Genomic DNA, 18,638 nt, shown 5'->3' on the forward strand with positions numbered 1-18,638 from the left:
GGCGCTGGCCGATCGCATCGCCGAAGGCGAGGAAGTTTTCCCGACCCAGGCCGCGCCCCTTTCCGTCGCGAGCGCGACTGCCGAGGCCGCTGCCGAGGTCGTCGAAACCGCCGCCGTGCCGCAGGCGCCCGAGGCGCCGGCCGGCGAGGGCACGGTGCCGGCATCGGTGGACGCGCTGCTGCTGGAAATCCTCGACGCCGAAGTGGCCGGGCACCTGTCCACGGTCGACGCCTGGCTTTCGCAGGCGCAATCCGGGTCGACCGTGGCGAGCGATGCGCTGCTGCGCGCCGTGCACACGATGAACGGGGCCTTCGCGATGACCGAAGTGCCGGCGATCACCGATGCGCTGAGCCCGGCGGAAGCCTATATCCGGCGCTTGCTCGCCTCGCGCGGGGACGCCACTGGCGAAGGCGTCGCGGCACTTGGCGAACTGGCCGGCGTGATCCGCGCCACAGTGGCGGCGCTGCACGCGCCCGCACCGCAGGTGCCGGTTTGCGCGGTGCTGGCCGCACACCTGGTCGCCCTGCGCGACAGCCTGCCCGAAGCGGTTGCGCCGATGGAATCCGCGACCACTCCCGAACCGGTCGAACCGGTCGAACCGATCGGCCTGGTCGATGCCGGCGTCGAACTGACCGTCAACGACCTCAGGGCCTACAGCGACCCGGATGCGCTCGACCGCACGATTGCGGACGACCGCTCGTACGAGGAAGCGGAACGCCTCGAAGCGGAACGCCTCGAAGCGGAACGCGCCGAAGCCGAACGCCTCGAAGCAGAACGTGCCGAAGCCGAACGTGTCGAAGCCGAGCGCGTCGAAGCGGAACGTGTCGAAGCCGAGCGTCTTGAGGCTGAACGCCTTGAAGCCGAACGCCTTGAAGCGGAACGTGTCGAAGCCGAGCGTGCCGAAGCCGAGCGCGTCGAGGCCGAACGCCTCGAAGCGGAACGTGCCGAAGCCGAGCGCGCCGAGGCCGAACGTCTCGAAGCGGAACGTGCCGAAGCCGAACGTGCCGAAGCCGAGCGTCTCGAAGCCGAGCGTCTCGAAGCCGAACGCATTGAAGTAGAGCGTCTCGAAGCCGCCGAGCGCGCGGAAGCCGAAAGTTCCGGAACCGATCCCCTGCAGGAGGTCGTCGGCGTTGCGGTGGAAGTCGAAGCAGAGCGTCTTGCCGCCGAACGCGCGGAGATCGATCGCATCGAAACGGGCCGCCTCGAAGCCGAGCGCATCCTGGAAGAGGCCCGCCTGGCTGCAGAGCAGGCCGAAGCCGAAGCCGGGCGTCTTGCCGCGGAAGAGGAAGCACTGGAATACGCTCGCCTGGAAGCCGAATACGCCGAGGCCGATTGCCTTGCCCGTGAGCAGGCCGAGATCGAGCGACTGAGCGCCGAACGCGCAGAAACCGAACGTCTCGAAGCCGAACGCGCCGAAGCCGAACGTCTCGCCGCGGAGCGCGCCGAAGCCGAACGCCTCGAAGCCGAACGTCTTGCCGCACAGCGCGCGGAAGTCGAACGCGCGGAATCCCAGCGTCTCGAAGCCGAGCGACTGGAAGCGGAGCGCGCCGAAGCCGAACGCCTGGAAGCAGCGCGTGCGGCCGTCGAGAAGATCCCGGCCGAAGAACGGGACCAGGACGCCGCCGAGCCTGCCGTCGCGGCCCTTCTGGCCAATGCGCTTGCCGCCTCCGAGGACCCCGACGAGGCCTTCGACCTCGGCGACCTCGATCCGGAGCTGGTGGACATCTTCGTCGAGGAAGCCGGCGACCTGCTCGATCATTCCGACGGATTGCTCGCGCAGTTGCGGGAGCACCCGACCGAGCGCGAACCGCTGGTCGGGCTGCAGCGCGACCTGCACACCATCAAGGGTGGCGCGCGCATGGCCGGCATCATGGCCGTGGGCGAACTCGGCCACGCGATGGAGTCGCTGCTCGAAGCGGTGGTCGAACAGCGCCGCGAACTCGGCCAGGACGGCATCCCGCTGCTCGAACGCGGCTTCGACCGGCTGCATGCGATGGTCACCCGCGTCGGCGCACGCCGCGCGATCGATCCGTCCGAGACGCTGATCGAGGAATTCAACGCCCGCGCCCTTGGCCGGCCCTCGTCGTCGGTTTCCGCAGGCACGCCGTCGCAGGCATCGTCCGCGCCGGAACCGGGCAAGGAGCTCAAGCCGCTGTCGGCGCCGATCGGCGACACGGTCGCCACCGACGACGACGACATCGCCGTGCGCGCGCCGCAGGAGCAGGTGCGCATCCGCGCGGACCTGCTCGACCAGCTCGTCAACTACGCCGGCGAGGTCGCGATCTACCGCGCGCGCCTGGAGCAGCAGCTTGGCGCGTTCCGCAGCGCCATGGGCGAGATGGAGCAGACCAACATGCGTCTGCGCGACCAGCTGCGCCGGCTCGACATCGAAACCGAGGCGCAGATCATCGCCCGCTACCAGCGCGAGCATGAAACCGCCGACGCCACGTTCGATCCGCTCGAACTCGACCGCTTCTCCACCCTGCAGCAGCTTTCGCGCGCGCTGGGCGAGTCCGCGGCCGACATGTCGAGCCTGCAGGGCACGCTCGACGACCTGACCCGTCAGTACGAAACCCTGCTTCTGCAGCAGTCGCGCGTGAGCTCCGACCTGCAGCAGGGCCTGATGCGCACGCGCATGGTGCCGTTCGACGCGCTGGTGCCGCGCCTGCGTCGCGTGGTCCGGCAGGCCGCCAGCGAGACCGGCAAGCAGGTGCAGCTCAAGCTCGACGGCGCCCAGGGCGAGCTCGATCGCAACGTGCTCGAGCACATGACCGCACCGCTGGAGCACATGCTGCGCAACGCGGTCGCGCACGGCCTGGAAACCCCGGACCAGCGTCGCAAGGCGAAGAAGTCCGAGGAGGGCGCGGTGCGCATCGCGGTCCGCCGCGAAGGGTCGGAAGTGGTGCTGGAAATCGGCGACGACGGCCGCGGCCTCGACCGCGCGGCGATCCGCCGCCGCGGCGAGGAGCGTGGGCTGATCCGCGCCGACGCGGTGCTGGCCAACAGCGACCTCGACGCGCTGATCTTCGAACCCGGCTTCTCCACCGTCGACGAGGTCAGCCGCCTGGCCGGCCGCGGCGTCGGCATGGACGTGGTCGCCAGCGAAGTGCGCCAGCTCGGCGGCACCTTCGACATCGCCTCGCGCGAGGGCGAGGGCACCACCTTCACCCTGCGCCTGCCGCAGACGCTGGCGGTCACCCAGGCGGTCTTCGTGCGCATCGGCGAGACCAGCTTCGCGGTGCCGATCGCCTCGGTGCGCGGCGTTGGCCGCATCGGCCGCGACGAATTCGGCAAGGCCGGGGCCAGCTACGCCTACGGCGGCGAGGATTACGTGGTCCACGATCTCGGCGGACTGGTCGGCCACGGCGCCGCCAGGGCCGAAGGCCAGTTGCAGATGCCGGTGCTGCTGATCCGCTCCGGCGACCTGCGCGCGGCGGTCGCGGTCGACCAGATCGTCGGCAGCCGCGAAATCGTGGTCAAGCCGGTGGGCCCGCAGGTCGCATCGATCCCGGGCATCTTCGGTGCCACGATCATGGGCGACGGCAGCGTCGTGGTGATCCTCGACGTCGCCCCGCTGGTGCGCCGTCGCACCGCGCAGCCGCAGGCAGCCGAGCCGGCGCAGGCCGCAGTGGCCCACCACGTGCCGCTGGTGATGGTGGTCGACGACTCGGTGACGATGCGCAAGGTCACCGGTCGCGTGCTCGAACGCCACAACTTCGAGGTCGCCAGCGCCCGCGACGGCATCGACGCGCTCGAACGCATGGTCGACCGGGTGCCCGACCTGATGCTGCTCGACATCGAGATGCCGCGCATGGACGGCTACGAACTCGCCACCGCGATGAAGGCCGACCCGCGCCTGCGCAACGTGCCGATCGTGATGATCACCTCGCGGACCGGCGAGAAGCACCGCCAGCGCGCGTTCGAGATCGGCGTCGAGCGCTACCTCGGCAAGCCGTACCAGGAAAACGAACTCGTGCGCAACGTGTACGAATTGCTCAAGCTGCAGCCGCGTGGCGATGACTGAGCGCGGCGCGCCGCGGGTGGTGTTGCTGGCGCGCGTGGGCGAGGCCCGCGACCGCCTGGGCGACGCGCTCGTGCAGGCCGGCGCGGATGTCGCCCTGGTCGCCGATCCGGTGTCCTCGGATCCGGCCGAAGCGATCGCGAGCAATCCACAGGCCGTGCTGGTGGCGCTGGAACCGGCGGTCGAGGACGCGCTGGAGCGTTTCGAGGCTCTGCTGTCGAATCCCGGCATCATCGTGATCTTCGACGAAGTCGAGCTGGCCGCGCAGCGCAGCGGCTGGGACTCGGCGCGCTGGGTGCGGCACCTTGCCGCCAAGCTCCACCGCCATGACGACGTATTGCCGCCGGGCTGGGACGCCGACGGCGACCTGCAGCCTTCGCCGGGCCCCTTGCCGACGCCGGACAACGCCGCCGGCCTGGACATCGCACCGTTCGCGGACGAAGCGCAGCAGCATGCAGGCGAGGTCCCGCGCGACGACGGGCTGGAGCCCGATGTGCGGCTGGAAGACGCCGGCGCCAGCAAACTTGCGCTCGTCGACGTGGACACGGATGCGGTTGATCCCTCGCCCGAGCCTGACTATGCAATCTCTGACGAGCCACTGCCCACGCTGGAAACGGACGACGACCGCATCGACATCGATGCGCTGTCCGTCGACACGCTGACCTTTGAAGCCTTGCCCGACGACGACATGGCAGATGCCATGGAACCCGACGACGATGCCGCCGGGTTCGCGATCGCCGACCTGGACGACGACGGCTCGCTGCCGAGCATCGACCTCGACGGCAGCGATGAATCCGGAATCGCCGCCGGAGCCGGAGTCGGTGCCGCGGCCCGCGCCACCACGCTGGAACTGGTCGACGTCGATGCGCTGCTGGCCTCCGTCGAAACGCTCGAAACCAGCGAACCCGACGCGGCCCCGGCACCATCGGCGGACACCGCGCCCGCGATCGATTTCGAGGCACTCGAGCAGCGCGTCTCCGGGCTGTCGCTGGTGGACGTCGACAGCTACGGCCAGGGCCCGGCGCGCGGCGCGGTGCTGGTGGAAGGCGGCCTCGGTGGACCCGACGCGGTGCGCCAACTGCTGGCCGCGATCCCCGAGGGATTCCCGCGCCCGGTGCTGGTGAAGCTGCAGCTCGACGGCGGCCGCTACGATCGCCTGGTCAAGCAGATGGGGCGCGCGGCCCGGTTGCCGGTCGCGCTCGCGGAAGCGGGGCAGGTAGCGGATGCCGGCACCGTGCATTTCGTTCCGCCGGGCCTGTCGGTCGAACTTTCCGGCGCGCGGATGCTGTTCGTCGCCGACGAAGCGGGCTCGCGCCCGCTGCTCGGCGTGCTGCCGGCCGGCGACAGCGCGCTGTTGCTGCTCAGCGGCAGCAGCCTGGACAGCGTCGACGCGGCCATGGCGCACGTCCCGGCCGGGCTGATGGTCGCGGGCCAGGCGCTGGACGGCTGCTACGACCCGACCGCATCGAACGCGTTGATCGCGCGCGGTGCCACCACGGCACCGCCGGCAGAACTCGCCGCCCAGCTCGCCGGGCGCTGGCCGTCCTGACATCGAGGCAAGCATGAGTACATCCAGCCAAGCCACATCCAGCCACGACGCGCTCGTCCAGGACATCCGTGGCGTGTTGATCCAGATCGCGGGCGCGCGCCTGCTGCTGCCCAACGCCACGATTTCCGAAGTCCTGTCCTACGCCGATCCCGAGCCGGTGGACAACGCGCCGGCCTGGCTGCTGGGCCGGATCCGCTGGCGCGGCTGGCAGTTGCCGCTGGTGTCGTTCGCGCGCATCGCCGGCCTGGCCGAAGAGCAGGGCAGCCTGGGCAGCAAGGTCGTGGTGCTCAAGGCACTGGGCGGCGATGTCAAGCTGCCGCACTTCGCGATCCTGACCCAGGGCTTCCCGCGCCTGGTCACGGTGTCGCGCGACGCGCTGGTGGCTGATGCTGGCGACACCGAGCAACTGCCCCACGGCGTGCAGGCCCGCGTGCTGCTCAACGACGACGCGGCCCTGATCCCGGATATCGGCGCGGTCGAAGCCTCGTTGCACGAAGCGCTGGCGGCGTAGGTCGGGGCTGCGCCCCCCGGCACCCGCGAAAGCGCTTGTTCTACGTCGGGGTTACGTTCCTGACGCCCGCGAAAGCCTTTGTTCCGTAGCCCGGTGCTACGTCCTCGAGGCCTGCAAAAGCCTTCGTTGGTACGCCCGAGACTGCGGGAAAAAGCCGTCGCGGGTGTAACCCGACCTACAGGTCCCCGAATCTCGATTGAAGCGCGACGATCGCCGCCATGCCGGCAGTCTCCGTGCGCAGGATGCGCGGGCCGAGGCGCATGCCGCTGAAGCCGGCGTCGGCCAGGACCGAGCGATCGCGCGGCGACCAGCCGCCTTCGGGGCCGATGGCGATGACGATGGGGCGGCCGCCCGGATCGGGCAGCGTGGCGATGCTGTCCGCGGCTTCCGGATCCAGGGTCAGGCGCAGGCCCGCCTGCGGCAGGTGCGGCAGCGCCGCGGCCAGCGGCAGTGGCGCTGTCACGTCGGGCACGGTTGCGCGCCCGCTCTGTTCGCAGGCGGCGATCACCACGCTGCGCCAGTGCGCCAGGCGCCTGGCGGCGCGCTCGCCGTCGAGCCGGACTTCGCTGCGGTCGGAGCTGACGGGCACGAAGCCGGCGACGCCCAGTTCGGTTGCCTTCTGCACGATCCAGTCCATCTTCTCGCCGCGGGCGACGCCCTGCACCAGGACGATGCGCAGTGGCGATTCGCTGTTGACCACGCGCATGCCGATGACCTCGACCTCGCCGTCGCGCTTGCCCGCGGCGACGATCCGCGCGTCGTAGTTGTGGCCGTCGCCGTTGAACAGCACGCAGGCGTCGCCGACGCCCAGGCGCAGCACGCGCAGCAGGTGCGCGGCGGTGCCCTCCGGCAGCGCGATGCGTGCGCCGACGGCGAGTGTGGATTCGACATGGACGCGGTTCACGCGCATGGGCGAATCGCGCTCGTTGGCAGGGGCCGATCGGGGGATTCGCTCTTGCCTGCCAGCATGTCGCGCGCCACGGCAGGCCGTTGGGCGAGGGTCATGCCGTCGCCTCCTCGATCGCCGCGCGCGTGGTTTCGGCCAGCAGCGCGAGCTGTTCGTCGTCGATGCAGTAGGGCGGCATCCAGTACAGGATGTCGCCGAGCGGGCGCAGCAGCACGCCGCGTTCGAGCGCAGTGCGGTAGGCGCGCAATCCAACCCGCAGGGACGGGTCGAACGGCGTTTTGCGGTTGCCGTCGCGGGTCAGCTCGAAGGCGACGATCATGCCGGCCTGGCGCACGTCGGCGACATGGCGGTGGTCAGCGAGCGGTGCCGCCAGCTTCACCATCTTCGCCGCGGTGTCGCGGTTGCGCGCCAGCACGTCGTCGGTCTCGAAGATGTCGAGCGAAGCCAGCGCGGCGGCGCAGGCCAGCGGGTTGCCGGTGTAGCTGTGCGAATGCAGGAAGGCGCGCTCGCGCGAGTCGTCGAGGAAGCCGTCGTAGATCGACTGTGTTGCCAGCACCGCGCACAGCGGCAGGAAGCCGCCGGTCAGTCCCTTCGACAGGCATAGCAGGTCGGGCATGATGCCAGCCTGCTCGCACGCGAACATCGTGCCGGTACGGCCGAAGCCGACCGCGATCTCGTCGGCGATCATCAGCACGCCGTGCACGTCGCACAGTTCGCGCACGCGCTTCAGATACACCGGGTCGTGCATGCGCATGCCGCCGGCGCACTGCACGCGCGGCTCCAGGATCAGCGCGCAGACCTCGCCAGGATGGTCGTCGAGCAGCCGCGCCAGCGCGTCGGCCGCTTCTTCCGCGCAGGCTGCCGCGTCCTGGCCATCGCGCGCCGCGTAGGCGTCCGGCGACGGCGCGAACAGCGGTTCGAGCAGCAGTGGGGCGTAGATGCGCCGGTACAGCGGGATGTCGCTCACCGACAATGCGCCGATGGTCTCGCCGTGGTAGCCGTTCTCCAGCGCCACGAACTTCGTCCGCCGCGGCTCGTCGCCGCGGTTGCGGAACCAGTGGAAGGCCATCTTCAGCGCCACCTCGACCCCGGCCGAACCGTTGTCGGCGTAGAACACCTTGGCCAGCGGATCGCGCCCCGCCTGGCGCGGCGCGATCGCGAGCAGGCGCTCGGCCAGTTCCACCGCAGGTGGGTGCGAGCAGCCGGCCAGGATCACCTGCTCCAGCGTGTGCGCCTGGCGTGCGACGGCTTCGGCGATGCGCGGCTCGGCGTGGCCGAACAGGTTGGTCCACCAGCTGCTGACCGCGTCAAGCGTGCGGCTGCCGTCGTGGCCGACCAGCCAGGCGCCTTCGCCGCGCGCCACCGGCAGCAGCGGCAGCGTATCCGGATGCTCGCGCATCTGCGTGCACGGATGCCAGAGCACCGCCAGGTCGCGCGAACGCCAGTCGGCGGCCTCGCGGGCGCCGGCGTCGTTTAGAATCGACGCATCGTGAGCCTTCTTCTTCATCCCGCCATTATCGCCTGCCGCGCGCCGGCCGGCGGCGTCGTCCGGGCGCATCCATGACGCGCCGCCTGCCGATCATCCACGGCATCACCGAGCACGACGCCGGACCGTACCGCATGGAGCGGCTCGACCTGGAGTTCGGCAACGGCGAGCGCCGCCGCTACGAGCGCCTGCATGGCCGCGGCCACGGCGCGGTGGCGGTGGTGCCGATGCTCGACGACGACACCGTACTGCTGGTGCGCGAGTACGCCGCCGGCATGCACCGCTACGAGCTGGGCCTGGTCAAGGGCCGCATCGATGCCGGTGAAACCCCCGAACACGCCGCCAACCGCGAGCTGATGGAAGAGGCCGGCTATGGCGCGAATTCCGTGCAGGTGCTGCGCTCGCTGACCCTGGCGCCGACCTACATGAGCCACCAGACCCATCTGGTGCTGGCGCGCGACCTGTATCCCAAGCGCCTGCCCGGCGACGAACCCGAGGAGCTCGAAGTGGTGCCGTGGAAGCTCGATGCCCTGCACGAACTGATCCTGCGCGAGGAATTCTCCGAAGGCCGTTCCATCGCCGCGCTGTTCATCGTGCGCGAATACCTGCAGCACCATGCTGGTCGCTGACGCGCTGCGCGAAGCCGTCATCGCCACCGCGCGCGCGGCCGCGGCGGAGATCCTGCGCGTCTATGACACCGGGTTCGACGTCGAGCACAAGGCCGACAACAGCCCGCTGACGGCTGCGGACCTCGCCGCCCACCGCTGCATCGTCGACCGCCTCGAAGCGTTGACGCCGGACATCCCGGTGCTGTCCGAAGAGTCGGCCGACACCATCCCGACCTCGGTGCGGCGCACCTGGTCGCGGCTGTGGGTGGTCGACCCGCTCGACGGCACCCGCGAGTTCGTCAAGCGCAACGGCGAGTTCACCGTCAACATCGCCCTGGTCGAGGAGGGCGAAGTCGTGTTCGGCGTGATCCAGGCGCCGGTGACCGGCGCGCTCTGGCACGGCGCGCGCGGGCAGGGCGCGTTCCGCCGCGACGGCGATGCCGATGTCGCGCTGCGTACCCGCATGCCGGCACAGGCGCCGCTGCGCGTGGCCGCCAGCCGCTCGCATCGCAATGCGCGCACCGAGGCGCTGCTCGAACGCATCGCCGCGGCCACCGGTGCCGCGGGCGAACCGGTCGCGCTGGGCTCCTCGCTCAAGTTCTGCCGGCTCGCCGAGGGTGGTATGGACGTCTATCCGCGCTTCGGGCCGACCAGCGAATGGGACACCGCGGCCGGGCAGGCGATCGTCGAGGCCGCTGGCGGTGTCGTGCTCGATCCGCGCGGCCGTCCGCTGCGCTACAACCAGCGCGACACGCTGCTCAACGGCGACTTCATCGCGCTGGGAGACCCGGCGCTACCGTGGAAAGACTGGGTGGGCGGGGACGCGTAGTGGCGACTGCGCCCCCCGTGATGTCTCCGGAAGCAACGACGCCGGGTTCCCGCTTTCGCGGGAATGACGAGCCACGAAGGAACTGGCGACCTCGATCTCGACAGCGGGCGCCCGGAACATTCACATTGACCGAAGGTCGATCGTGACCGAACAACTCTCCAGCCTCCAGCGCCTGCTCGACATCATGGCCCGCCTGCGCGACCGCGAGCATGGCTGCCCGTGGGATATCGAACAGACCTTCGCGACCATCGCGCCGTACACCATCGAGGAAGCCTACGAGGTCGCCGATGCGATCGACCGCAACGACCTGCCGGCGCTGAAGGACGAACTGGGCGACCTGCTGCTGCAGGTGGTGTTCCACGCACAGATGGCGGCCGAGCAGGGCGCGTTCGGCTTCGCCGACGTGGCGGCTGCGATCAGCGACAAGATGGTGCGCCGGCATCCGCACGTGTTCGGCAACGACGCACAAACCGATGCCGAAGGCGTGCTGCGCAGTTGGGAGGAGATCAAGCGCGCCGAGCGTGCCGGCGTGGGCGACACGGACGATTCGGCACTGGCCGGCATCGCCCGCGGCATGCCCGAGTGGCAACGCGCGGTGAAGCTGCAGCAGCGCGCTGCGCGGGTCGGCTTCGACTGGCCGTCGCCGGCGCCGGTGGTCGCCAAGCTGCACGAGGAGATCGGCGAGATGCAGGAGGAATTCGCGGCCGTCGCTGCGAATCCCGGCGATGCGCGGGCGCGCGATCGGCTCGAGGATGAGCTCGGCGATGTGCTGTTCGTCTGCGCCAATCTTGCGCGCCACGCGAAGGTGGACGTCGGCAGCGCGCTGCGGCGCGCGAACGCCAAGTTCGAACGCCGTTTCCGCACGATGGAACAGCTCGCCCAGGCCGAGGGCGTGCGCCTGCAGGACCTGCCGCTGGATGTGCAGGAAGACTACTGGATGCGTGCCAAGCGCGGGGAGCGCGCGGCGGCGGAGTGATCGATCCGGCGCGGCGGCAACGGGGGCATCCCGCGCGGCGCTGGCGGCTGCTGGCAGCGAGCTGCTGCTGATCCTGCAGGACGTCCCGCATGAGCGGCGATGGTCCGGTGGAGCGCCCATCGTCGCGATGGTGGGGCCGTGCCGAGCGGTTGTCATGCCTGCCTTGCTGCCGCAGAGTTGAAGGCGGCACTCCGTCCGGCGCCGCACGCCTTCGTCCCACGGGAAAGGCAATCGATGAAAACCCTGCTGCTGTTCGTCGCCACTGCGCTGGCCGAGATCGTCGGCTGCTACCTGCCGTACCTGTGGCTGCGCAGGGCGGGAAGCGCGTGGCTGCTGCTGCCGGGCGCGATCGCGCTGACGGCGTTCGTCTGGTTGCTGGCCCTGCACCCCACCGCGTCCGGCCGCGTGTATGCCGCGTACGGCGGTGTCTACGTCACCGTCGCCATCGGCTGGCTGTGGGCGGTGGACGCGGTGCGGCCGACGCGCTGGGACCTGCTGGGCGCGCTGTTGTGCCTGTGCGGCATGGCGGTCATCATGTTTTCGCCACGCCCCCTGTGACCGGAGGACGCCCATGGATCGGTTCGCCAGCTTTCGCGAGTTCTACCCCTTCTACCTGAGCGAGCACGCCAACCGCACCTCGCGGCGCCTGCACTTCGTGGGCAGCTGCGGCGTGCTGGTGCTGGTGGCCGTTGCGATCGCCACCGCCAACGCCTGGTGGCTGCTGGGCGCGCTGCTGTGCGGTTACGGCTTTGCGTGGGTCGGACACTTCTTCTTCGAGAAGAACCGGCCCGCGACGTTCAAGCATCCGTTCTACTCGTTCGCCGGCGACTGGGTGATGTTCCGCGACATCCTCACCGGGCGCATCCGGTTCTGAGGCATCCGAATGCGCTTCTGCCGGATTACGCGGATGAACTCGGATAAGGCGAAGGCGTCATGGCGTGGCGCCGTGCCGTCCCGCAGTGGCCCTCGATGCGCAGCGCTTCTCTCGCTTCCCGGCGCGCGCGAAGACGGCAGGAGGGCATTCCCTTTTGCTTTATCCGCGTTCATCCGCGCAATCCGTGGCAAAAGTTCCTTCGCCGGATCCCGGGGGCGCCCTGCTACTCGCTGACGCGCGCCTTTCCCCGGTTGGGAGAAAAACCAAAAGCCATCGCCGCGAACCGTTCAATCCAGGAAGATCAGCCACGCCGCCACCGCGATCAGGGCGAAGCCGGCCCAGTGGTTCCACTTCAGTGATTGGCCCAGATACGACGCGGAGAACACGGCGAACACCACCAGCGTGATCACCTCCTGCATGCCCTTGAGCTGCGGCGCCGAGTACACCGCGCTGCCCCAGCGGTTGGCCGGCACCTGCAGCACGTACTCGAAGAACGCGATGCCCCAGCTGACCAGGATCACGACCAGCAGCGGCGAGGCCTTGTACTTGAGGTGCCCGTACCAGGCGAAGGTCATGAAGACGTTGGAGCCCAGCAGCAGGACGACGGGCAGGACGCGTTCGACGAGGGGCGACATGGGGCGGGGCCGGCAGTGGCGGGACGCCAGCCTAGCGCCCGCCACCCGCCCGTGTCGTGCCCGTCGCGCGGTCGGTCAGCGCATCTCCAGCCCGAGCGCGCCCGCGATCGCTTCCCAGGGCACGTACTTGTAGTTCTGGTTCTCCACCGGCATCACGTTGCGCCCGTCCTGGGCGATCATCGCGCCGTGTTCGAAGCCGGGGCCGAGGTTGCGGCTGGTGACTTCCAGCCCGTCGGTTTCGGAGATGCCGTCGATGCCGCGCACTGGGTCGGCGACCACGGCGAACGAGCCGACGTACGCCTGCTCCCCCTCCAACCGGTAGACCGCGTAGGTGTCGTTGCCCTGGCTCGACGCGACGATGTAGCCGCGGCCTTCGCCCAGGTGGTAGATGCCCACGCCCTCGAGGTCGTCGCGGATCGCCGGGTTGTCCTCGATGCGCTCGACCGCGACTTTGGCGTCGCCGCCGTCGGGTTCTGCGGACATCCGCCACATCGCCACGTCTTCCTCGTTGACGTACAGCGTGCCGGCGTCGTCGTCGACCACGCATCCCTCGGTCTGCGATTCGAAGCGCATCTCCCGGACCAGCTCAGCATGGACGCGGCCGTTGCCGGTGTCGGCCAGGCGCCACTGGCGCTTGCCGGTGTCGTCGCCGTTGATGAACACGTACATCGCCCCGTCGCGCGGGCTGCGGTACATGCACAGCCCGTAGGGATCGTCGAAGCCGGTCGGCTGCACGCCGTCGGCGACGTCGACCAGGCGGCGATTCTCGGTATCCAGGCGGTAGATCGCGATGCTGTCGTCGGTGCGGTTGCTGGCGGTGACCAGCACCACCTGCTCGCCGCCCAGTTCGAAGCCTTCGCGCAGGTCGACGTTGTTCATCTTGCCGTCGGGCAGGAACTGCACGACCTGGCCCTGCATGTCGTAAACGTACAGGCCGGCCTTCTTGTCGGTGGCGATCACCAGGCTGGCGGCCGGGTCGTCGGGGTTGGCCCAGATCGCCGGGTCGTCGGCGGCGTCGCCGAAGCTGGATACGGGCGTGGTTTCCACCAGCGCGGTGACGGCGGGGACGGTGGCCGGCGATGCCGCGGCGGCCGCGTTGCCCGGGTCGAGGCCGAGCGCACGGGCGATGTCGGCGATCGCCACCAGCTTGGTGTCGGCGGCGTCCTCGTCGACCACCAGCAGCGCGCCGTGCGGGAACGACTTGCCCAGCGGCAGGCCGGTGGCGGCAAGCAGGCCGGGTTCTTCAACCGCGCCGCCGTCCGGCGCCGCAACGACGAAGGCCCCCAGCCATGCATCGTCGCGGTCGCGGTCGTAGACGTTCACGTGCCCGGCGCTGGCGTCCCCGGCCAGCAGCCAGCGGCTGCCGTCGCCGCCGTCGTACAGCGCCACGCCGGAGACCTCCTCCTCGATATGGCCCAGCCGCGGGGCGTCGACTACCCGGGCTTCGGTGTCGGCCTCGGCGTCGGCGTTGAAGCGCCAGATGCCAACGGCTTCCTCGGACACGTAGACGTGCCCCGCCGCATCCGCGACGCATTGCGTGAGGGGCGAGGGCAGGTGGATGCGGCGCACCTGGCGCGCGTCGAGCCTGCCGCCGGCGGTGGCGTGGATGACCTGCTGGTCGATCTCGCCGCCGTCGCCGACGATGAACGCCTGCAGCGCGCCGTCCTGCGGGCTGCGGAACAGGCAGATGCCCTCCGCGGCGAAACCCAGCGGGATCGGCCGCGCGCCGGCCTCGGCCAGACGGTCGTTGTCGAAGGTGTACAGGCGCAGGAAATGACCGGTCTCGTCCACCGCCGCGACCACCGTCGTGCTGCGCTTGCCGATCGTCACGCCCGGCATGGCGTCCACCGCCGCGGCCTCGCCGGCCGGCACCGTGGCCAGCCGCTTGCCGGACAGGTCGCTGATTTCAAGGCCGTCGAGCGCGGCGGTGGCGATGATGCGGCTCGCGCCGGGCCGGGCGTCGTTGCGCACGATCGCCGCGTCGTTGTTCTCGCCGCTGGCGGTGCGCTGGGTGCTGGCGGTCGCCTGGACGGTCGGGACCTGGGCGTCCTGGGCGTCTGCCTGTCCGCCCGGCAGGGCGAGCGCCACGGCCACGGCCATGACGGTGATGGTCGATCGATGGCGGGAACTCAATTTGTCATCTCCGGTTGCTTGAATGTGCCGGCTAGCCGTGTGGGGACATTCACACAGGCCCTGCAATTTTGCAAGAGAAATTCCAAGTCTGTTGCATTTTGGAATTTTCATTCGTAATCTCCGGGCACGGCCACCCGATCCGGGCGCCCTTGCCTGGCCGGTGGCGGCTGTCCTCGGGAGGGACTGCACCATGCGACAGATCCATCGCAATGCATTGACGGCAATCATTCTGAGCAACCTCGCACTCATGCCCGGGCAGCTGCTGGCCCAGGACAGTGCGGATCCACCGCCGGCGGGGCAGGCACCGCAAGTCACCGAGCTGGACCGGATCCAGGTCACCGGGCGCCGCGCGGCCGACCGCGCGGCCATCGACGACAAGCGCTACGCGGACGGGCAGGTGGACGCGATCCGCTCCGACGACGTCGGCCGGCTGCCCGACCAGAACGTGGCCGAGGCGGTCCGCCGGCTGCCGGGCATCTCCACCGTCAACGACCAGGGCGAGGGGCGCTACCTCACGGTGCGCGGCATTTCGCCGGACCTGCTCAACGTCACCCTCAACGGCCAGACCTCGCCGGCGCCGGAGCCGGACGGCCGCCAGGTCAAGCTCGACGACATTCCCTCGGGCCTGATCGGCGCGGTGGTCGTGTCCAAGACGCTGACGCCGGACATGGACGCCAACTCCATCGCCGGCATGGTCAACATCGAAACACTCAGCGCGTTCGACCGCCAGGGCACGTTCGGCACCGCCAGCGCGGCCTACGGCTACAACGACATCAACGGCGAGCATCCCTACGAGTTCGACGGCTCGTTCGGCGGGCGCTTCGGCCCCGACAAGCAGTTCGGCGCGGTGTTCGCGCTCAACCACTCGGACCGCAAGATCGGCAGCCAGAACATCCAGAACGCGGGCGACTGGATCGAGGTCGACGGCCAGTTCGTGCCCGAGGGGCTGGACATGCGCCAGTACAACACCCATCGCCAGCGCACCGGCGCGGTGGCCAACTTCGACTGGCGCCCCAACGACGACACCAGCCTGTTCCTGCGCCTGCTGTACTCCAAGTACGAGGACTCCGAGACGCGCGACCGCTTCGCGATCGAGTTCGACGAGGACGGGATCTCGCCCACCGACGCGCGCAGCGGCACCTTCAGCGACGCCGAGGCGCTGCGTGCACTGCGCACGCGGTCGGAGAACACCAGTACGCTGACCGCATCGGCCGGCGGCGAGTTCGAGTTCGAGGGCGACCGCAAGCTCAGCGCCGAGGTCACCTGGTCACGCGCCGACAAGCGCGATCCGCACCGCGACGAGTGGGGCTTCGTGCAGGGCGACATCACCGGCAGCTACCTGCTGGGCAGCGATACCTACACCGTCACCCCGGACGGCCCCGACGCGTACGATCCGTCGCTGTTCGAACCCGATTTCTGGGAGCCCGAATCGCGCCACGCGGTCGAGGACCTGTACCAGGCGCGGCTGGACTACCTGATGCCGCTGTCGATCGGCGACGGCTCCGACCTGCAGTTCGGCGTGAAATACCTGCACCGCAAGAAGACCAACGACGAGAACGGCCGCGCCTACGAGTACCACGACGGCCCGATGACGCTGGCCGACGTGCTCGGCAAGCCCATGGGCTCGATGTTCGGCGGCCGCTACTTCATCGGTCCGACGATCTCCAATCCGGCGGCGAAAGCCTACTTCGACGCGCACGGCGGCGAGTTCGAGGAAGACGAGGAGGGCACCCTCTCGGCCACGCTGGCCGCCGACTACCGCATCACCGAGAAGATCACCGCCGGCTACATCATGAGCCGCCTGCGCTTCGGCGACCTGACCGTGATCCCCGGCGTGCGCGTCGAGCACACCCAGGGCGACTACGCCGCCAACGCCTTCGACGTCGAGGAAGCCTCCCTCGACCAGGGCTTCAACACGTTCGGTTCGCGCAGCTACACCGACTGGTTCCCCGGCGTGAACTTCCGCTACGACGCCGGCGAGAACCTGGTGTTCCGCGCCGCCGCCACGCGCGCGATCGGCCGGCCCAACTACGAGTCGCTCGCGCCGTTCGTGCAGGTCGAGGACGCCGGCAGCGCCGAGCCCGAGGTCACGATGGGCAATCCCGACCTCGACCCGCTGATGTCGACCAACCTCGACCTGTCGGTCGAGTACTACGTGGGCAACCGCGGCCTGCTGTCGGCGGCGGTGTTCCACAAGGAAATCAAGAACCCGATCTACGAGGTCACCCGCGACGGCCAGGACGGCGTGTTCGGCGGCCTGCCGTTGACCAACGCGGAGGTCGGCACCTGGACCAACGCCGACAAGGCCACGGTGAAGGGCCTGGAACTCAACGCGCAGTACGAGCTGAGCTTCCTGCCGTCGCCGCTGGACGGGTTCAGCGTCGGCGCCAACATGACCTGGGTCGATTCCGAGGCCGAGGGCCTGCCCGGGCGTTCGGACAAGGTGCCGCTGCTCAACCAGTCCGATCGCGTCGCCTCGGCACAGATCAGCTACGAGAAATACGGGTTCGCCGCGCGCATCGCCTACACCTACCGGTCGGCGATGCTGCTGGAGGTCAACGAGGAGGAGCGCGAGGGGGACATCTACGTCGACGCGCTCAAGCAGTGGGACGCGCGCGTGAGCTATGCCTTCAATCCACTCGTGACCGTGTTCCTGGAAGGCAGCAACCTCAACGACGCGGCCCTGCGCAACTACATGGGCTACCGCAACCGCATGGCCGAGAAGGAGATCTACGGCTGGACCGCGCGCATGGGCATCCAGCTCAGGTTCTGACCCCGGCGTCGACACGATGGTGATCCCGATGCAGGAGCGCAACGCCATGCCCCCTCCGATCCGCTGCGCCCTGGGCGCCGGCCTGCTCGCGCTTTGCGGCCTGCTGGCCGCCTGCGCGGGCAGCCCGGAGCGGCCGGCCCCCGACGCGCAGTCCGCGCCGGTGCTCGAACGCGTGGTGATGCTGATGCGCCACGGCGTCCGCCCGCCGACCAAACCGCAAGTCGCGCCCGAAGGCATGGCAGACCGGGAATGGCCGACCTGGTCGACAGGATTCGGCGAGCTGACGCAGCACGGCTACGACGCGGTGCGCCTGGTCGGCGCCTGGGATCGCACGCATTGGGCGGCGCGTGGCCTGATCCCGACCGACGGCTGCCCGTCGCAGGACACCGTGGCGGTGGCGGCCAGCGCCAAGTCGCGCACCCAGGACACCGCGCGTGCGCTGCTCGAAGGGCTCGCGCCGGGCTGCGGCATCGCGGTCGCCTTCCCGGCCGGTGCCGACGAGGATTTCGAGTTCCATCCGCTGGAAACCGGCTACACGCGCGTGGAGCCCGACCAGGCCGTGCGCGCGGTGGCCGCGCTCGCCCCGCCAGGCGGGATGGATGCCGAGGTGCAGGCGCGCGCGGCGCTGTTCGCGCAGCTCAACCAGGCGCTGGGCTGCTGCGCACCGCCGCTGTGCGAAGCGTGGGGCGTACCGGCCGGGTGCGACCTCTCGCAGATGCCGACCGGGATCGTGCGCCACGAGGACGATCGTCCCGACGTCGGCGACCCCTTCGGGCTGGCATCGACGATCAGCCAGACCTTCCTGCTCCAGTACCTGGAAGGCATGCCGATGCAGGACGTGGCCTGGGGCCGCCTGGACCGCGACGGCATCGAGGCGCTGCTCGAGTTCCATTCGATCAAGTTCCGCTACGAAGGCCGCGCGCCGTACGTCGCCGCGCGCGCCGCCTCGCCGCTGGCCGCGCGCATGCTTGCGGCCGTCGAAGACGGCCCGCCGCTGACGGTGCTGGTGGGGCACGACACCAACATCGCCGACCTCGGCGGCCTGCTCGACCTGCACTGGACCGTGCCCGGCTACCCGCGCGACGATCCGCCGCCGGGTGGCGCGCTCGGCTTCGAGGTGCTGTCGGATGCGCGCGGTGAACGCTTCGTGCGCGCCTTCTACCGCTCGCAGACCATGGACCAGGTGCGCGAACTGCAGCCGCTGTCGGACGCCAACGCGCCCGCCTACGTGTCCCTGCCGATCCCCGGCTGCGCGCAGCCCTGCCGCCTGGACGACTTCGCCGCGCTGGTGCGCGGCAAGCTGGTCGCGCCCGTGGCCGCGGCCGCGCGCTGAGCC

Annotated in this window: 14 protein-coding genes and 1 pseudogene; 10 read left to right on the forward strand and 5 right to left on the reverse strand. The window is 69.9% G+C overall.

Going from position 1 to position 18,638, the window contains the following annotated elements; all coding sequences use genetic code 11:
• Positions 1-644: 644 nt before the first annotated feature.
• Entirely contained in the window at positions 645-1,481 is an 837-nt protein-coding gene (locus tag ACTJIL_RS00630) for a pentapeptide repeat-containing protein (protein WP_440755802.1), read from the reverse strand.
• Positions 1,482-1,723: 242 nt separating this feature from the next.
• Here ACTJIL_RS00630 and ACTJIL_RS00635 point away from each other — a divergent pair.
• The 3 genes and pseudogenes from ACTJIL_RS00635 to ACTJIL_RS00645 all read left to right on the forward strand — a co-directional run.
• Positions 1,724-4,024: pseudogene (locus ACTJIL_RS00635) on the forward strand (response regulator); the annotation flags it as partial.
• Positions 4,017-5,570 carry a chemotaxis protein CheB gene (locus ACTJIL_RS00640; RefSeq protein WP_440753695.1) on the forward strand — a complete coding sequence of 518 codons (1,554 nt, stop codon included), beginning with the start codon at positions 4,017-4,019 and terminating at the stop codon, positions 5,568-5,570. The pseudogene ACTJIL_RS00635 and the gene ACTJIL_RS00640, both read left to right, overlap by 8 nt.
• A 13-nt stretch (positions 5,571-5,583) precedes the next feature.
• Positions 5,584-6,081 carry a chemotaxis protein CheW gene (locus ACTJIL_RS00645; RefSeq protein ID WP_440753696.1) on the forward strand — a complete coding sequence of 166 codons (498 nt, stop codon included), beginning with the start codon at positions 5,584-5,586 and terminating at the stop codon, positions 6,079-6,081.
• Between the two features lie 175 nt (positions 6,082-6,256).
• Here ACTJIL_RS00645 and ACTJIL_RS00650 read toward each other — a convergent pair whose 3' ends face one another.
• A complete protein-coding gene (locus tag ACTJIL_RS00650; protein WP_440753697.1) occupies positions 6,257-6,991 on the reverse strand; it encodes a 16S rRNA (uracil(1498)-N(3))-methyltransferase in 735 nt (244 codons plus the stop codon).
• A gap of 91 nt (positions 6,992-7,082) precedes the next feature.
• Positions 7,083-8,495 (reverse strand): adenosylmethionine--8-amino-7-oxononanoate transaminase, encoded by a 1,413-nt coding sequence (gene bioA, locus ACTJIL_RS00655; RefSeq protein WP_440753698.1) that lies wholly within the window; start codon positions 8,493-8,495, stop codon positions 7,083-7,085.
• Between the two features lie 53 nt (positions 8,496-8,548).
• Between bioA and nudE the strand changes: the two genes are divergently transcribed.
• The 5 genes from nudE (at position 8,549) to ACTJIL_RS00680 (ending at position 11,761) form a co-directional block, all read left to right on the forward strand.
• Positions 8,549-9,103: an ADP compounds hydrolase NudE gene (nudE, locus tag ACTJIL_RS00660; protein ID WP_440753699.1), complete on the forward strand. Its 555-nt coding sequence runs from the start codon at positions 8,549-8,551 to the stop codon at positions 9,101-9,103.
• Positions 9,090-9,911 carry a 3'(2'),5'-bisphosphate nucleotidase CysQ gene (gene cysQ / locus ACTJIL_RS00665; RefSeq protein WP_440753700.1) on the forward strand — a complete coding sequence of 274 codons (822 nt, stop codon included), beginning with the start codon at positions 9,090-9,092 and terminating at the stop codon, positions 9,909-9,911. Before nudE ends, cysQ begins: the two co-directional genes overlap by 14 nt.
• 184 nt (positions 9,912-10,095) lie before the next feature.
• Positions 10,096-10,887: a nucleoside triphosphate pyrophosphohydrolase gene (mazG, locus tag ACTJIL_RS00670; RefSeq protein WP_440755803.1), complete on the forward strand. Its 792-nt coding sequence runs from the start codon at positions 10,096-10,098 to the stop codon at positions 10,885-10,887.
• A 234-nt stretch (positions 10,888-11,121) separates the two neighbouring features.
• Positions 11,122-11,445 (forward strand): YnfA family protein, encoded by a 324-nt coding sequence (locus ACTJIL_RS00675; RefSeq protein WP_440753701.1) that lies wholly within the window; start codon positions 11,122-11,124, stop codon positions 11,443-11,445.
• Between the two features lie 13 nt (positions 11,446-11,458).
• Positions 11,459-11,761, forward strand: coding sequence for an Mpo1-like protein (locus tag ACTJIL_RS00680; protein WP_440753702.1), 303 nt, complete (start codon positions 11,459-11,461; stop codon positions 11,759-11,761).
• A 287-nt stretch (positions 11,762-12,048) separates the two neighbouring features.
• On the opposite strand, the gene ACTJIL_RS00685 is transcribed toward ACTJIL_RS00680, so the two are convergent.
• A complete protein-coding gene (locus tag ACTJIL_RS00685; RefSeq protein WP_440753703.1) occupies positions 12,049-12,396 on the reverse strand; it encodes a DMT family protein in 348 nt (115 codons plus the stop codon).
• Between the two features lie 75 nt (positions 12,397-12,471).
• On the reverse strand, positions 12,472-14,529 hold the full coding sequence (locus ACTJIL_RS00690; RefSeq protein ID WP_169447764.1) for a phytase: 2,058 nt from the start codon (positions 14,527-14,529) through the stop codon (positions 12,472-12,474).
• Between the two features lie 190 nt (positions 14,530-14,719).
• Here ACTJIL_RS00690 and ACTJIL_RS00695 point away from each other — a divergent pair, with 190 nt between their 5' ends.
• The gene (locus ACTJIL_RS00695) at positions 14,720-17,302 is read left to right on the forward strand and encodes a TonB-dependent receptor (protein ID WP_440753704.1); all 2,583 of its coding nucleotides are present in this window, start codon (positions 14,720-14,722) and stop codon (positions 17,300-17,302) included.
• A gap of 46 nt (positions 17,303-17,348) precedes the next feature.
• The gene (locus tag ACTJIL_RS00700; protein WP_051176406.1) at positions 17,349-18,635 is read left to right on the forward strand and encodes a histidine-type phosphatase; all 1,287 of its coding nucleotides are present in this window, start codon (positions 17,349-17,351) and stop codon (positions 18,633-18,635) included.
• The last annotated feature ends 3 nt before the right edge of the window (positions 18,636-18,638 follow it).

The sequence above is a fragment of the Luteimonas sp. 22616 genome, from assembly GCF_052044325.1.
GTDB lineage: Bacteria > Pseudomonadota > Gammaproteobacteria > Xanthomonadales > Xanthomonadaceae > Luteimonas.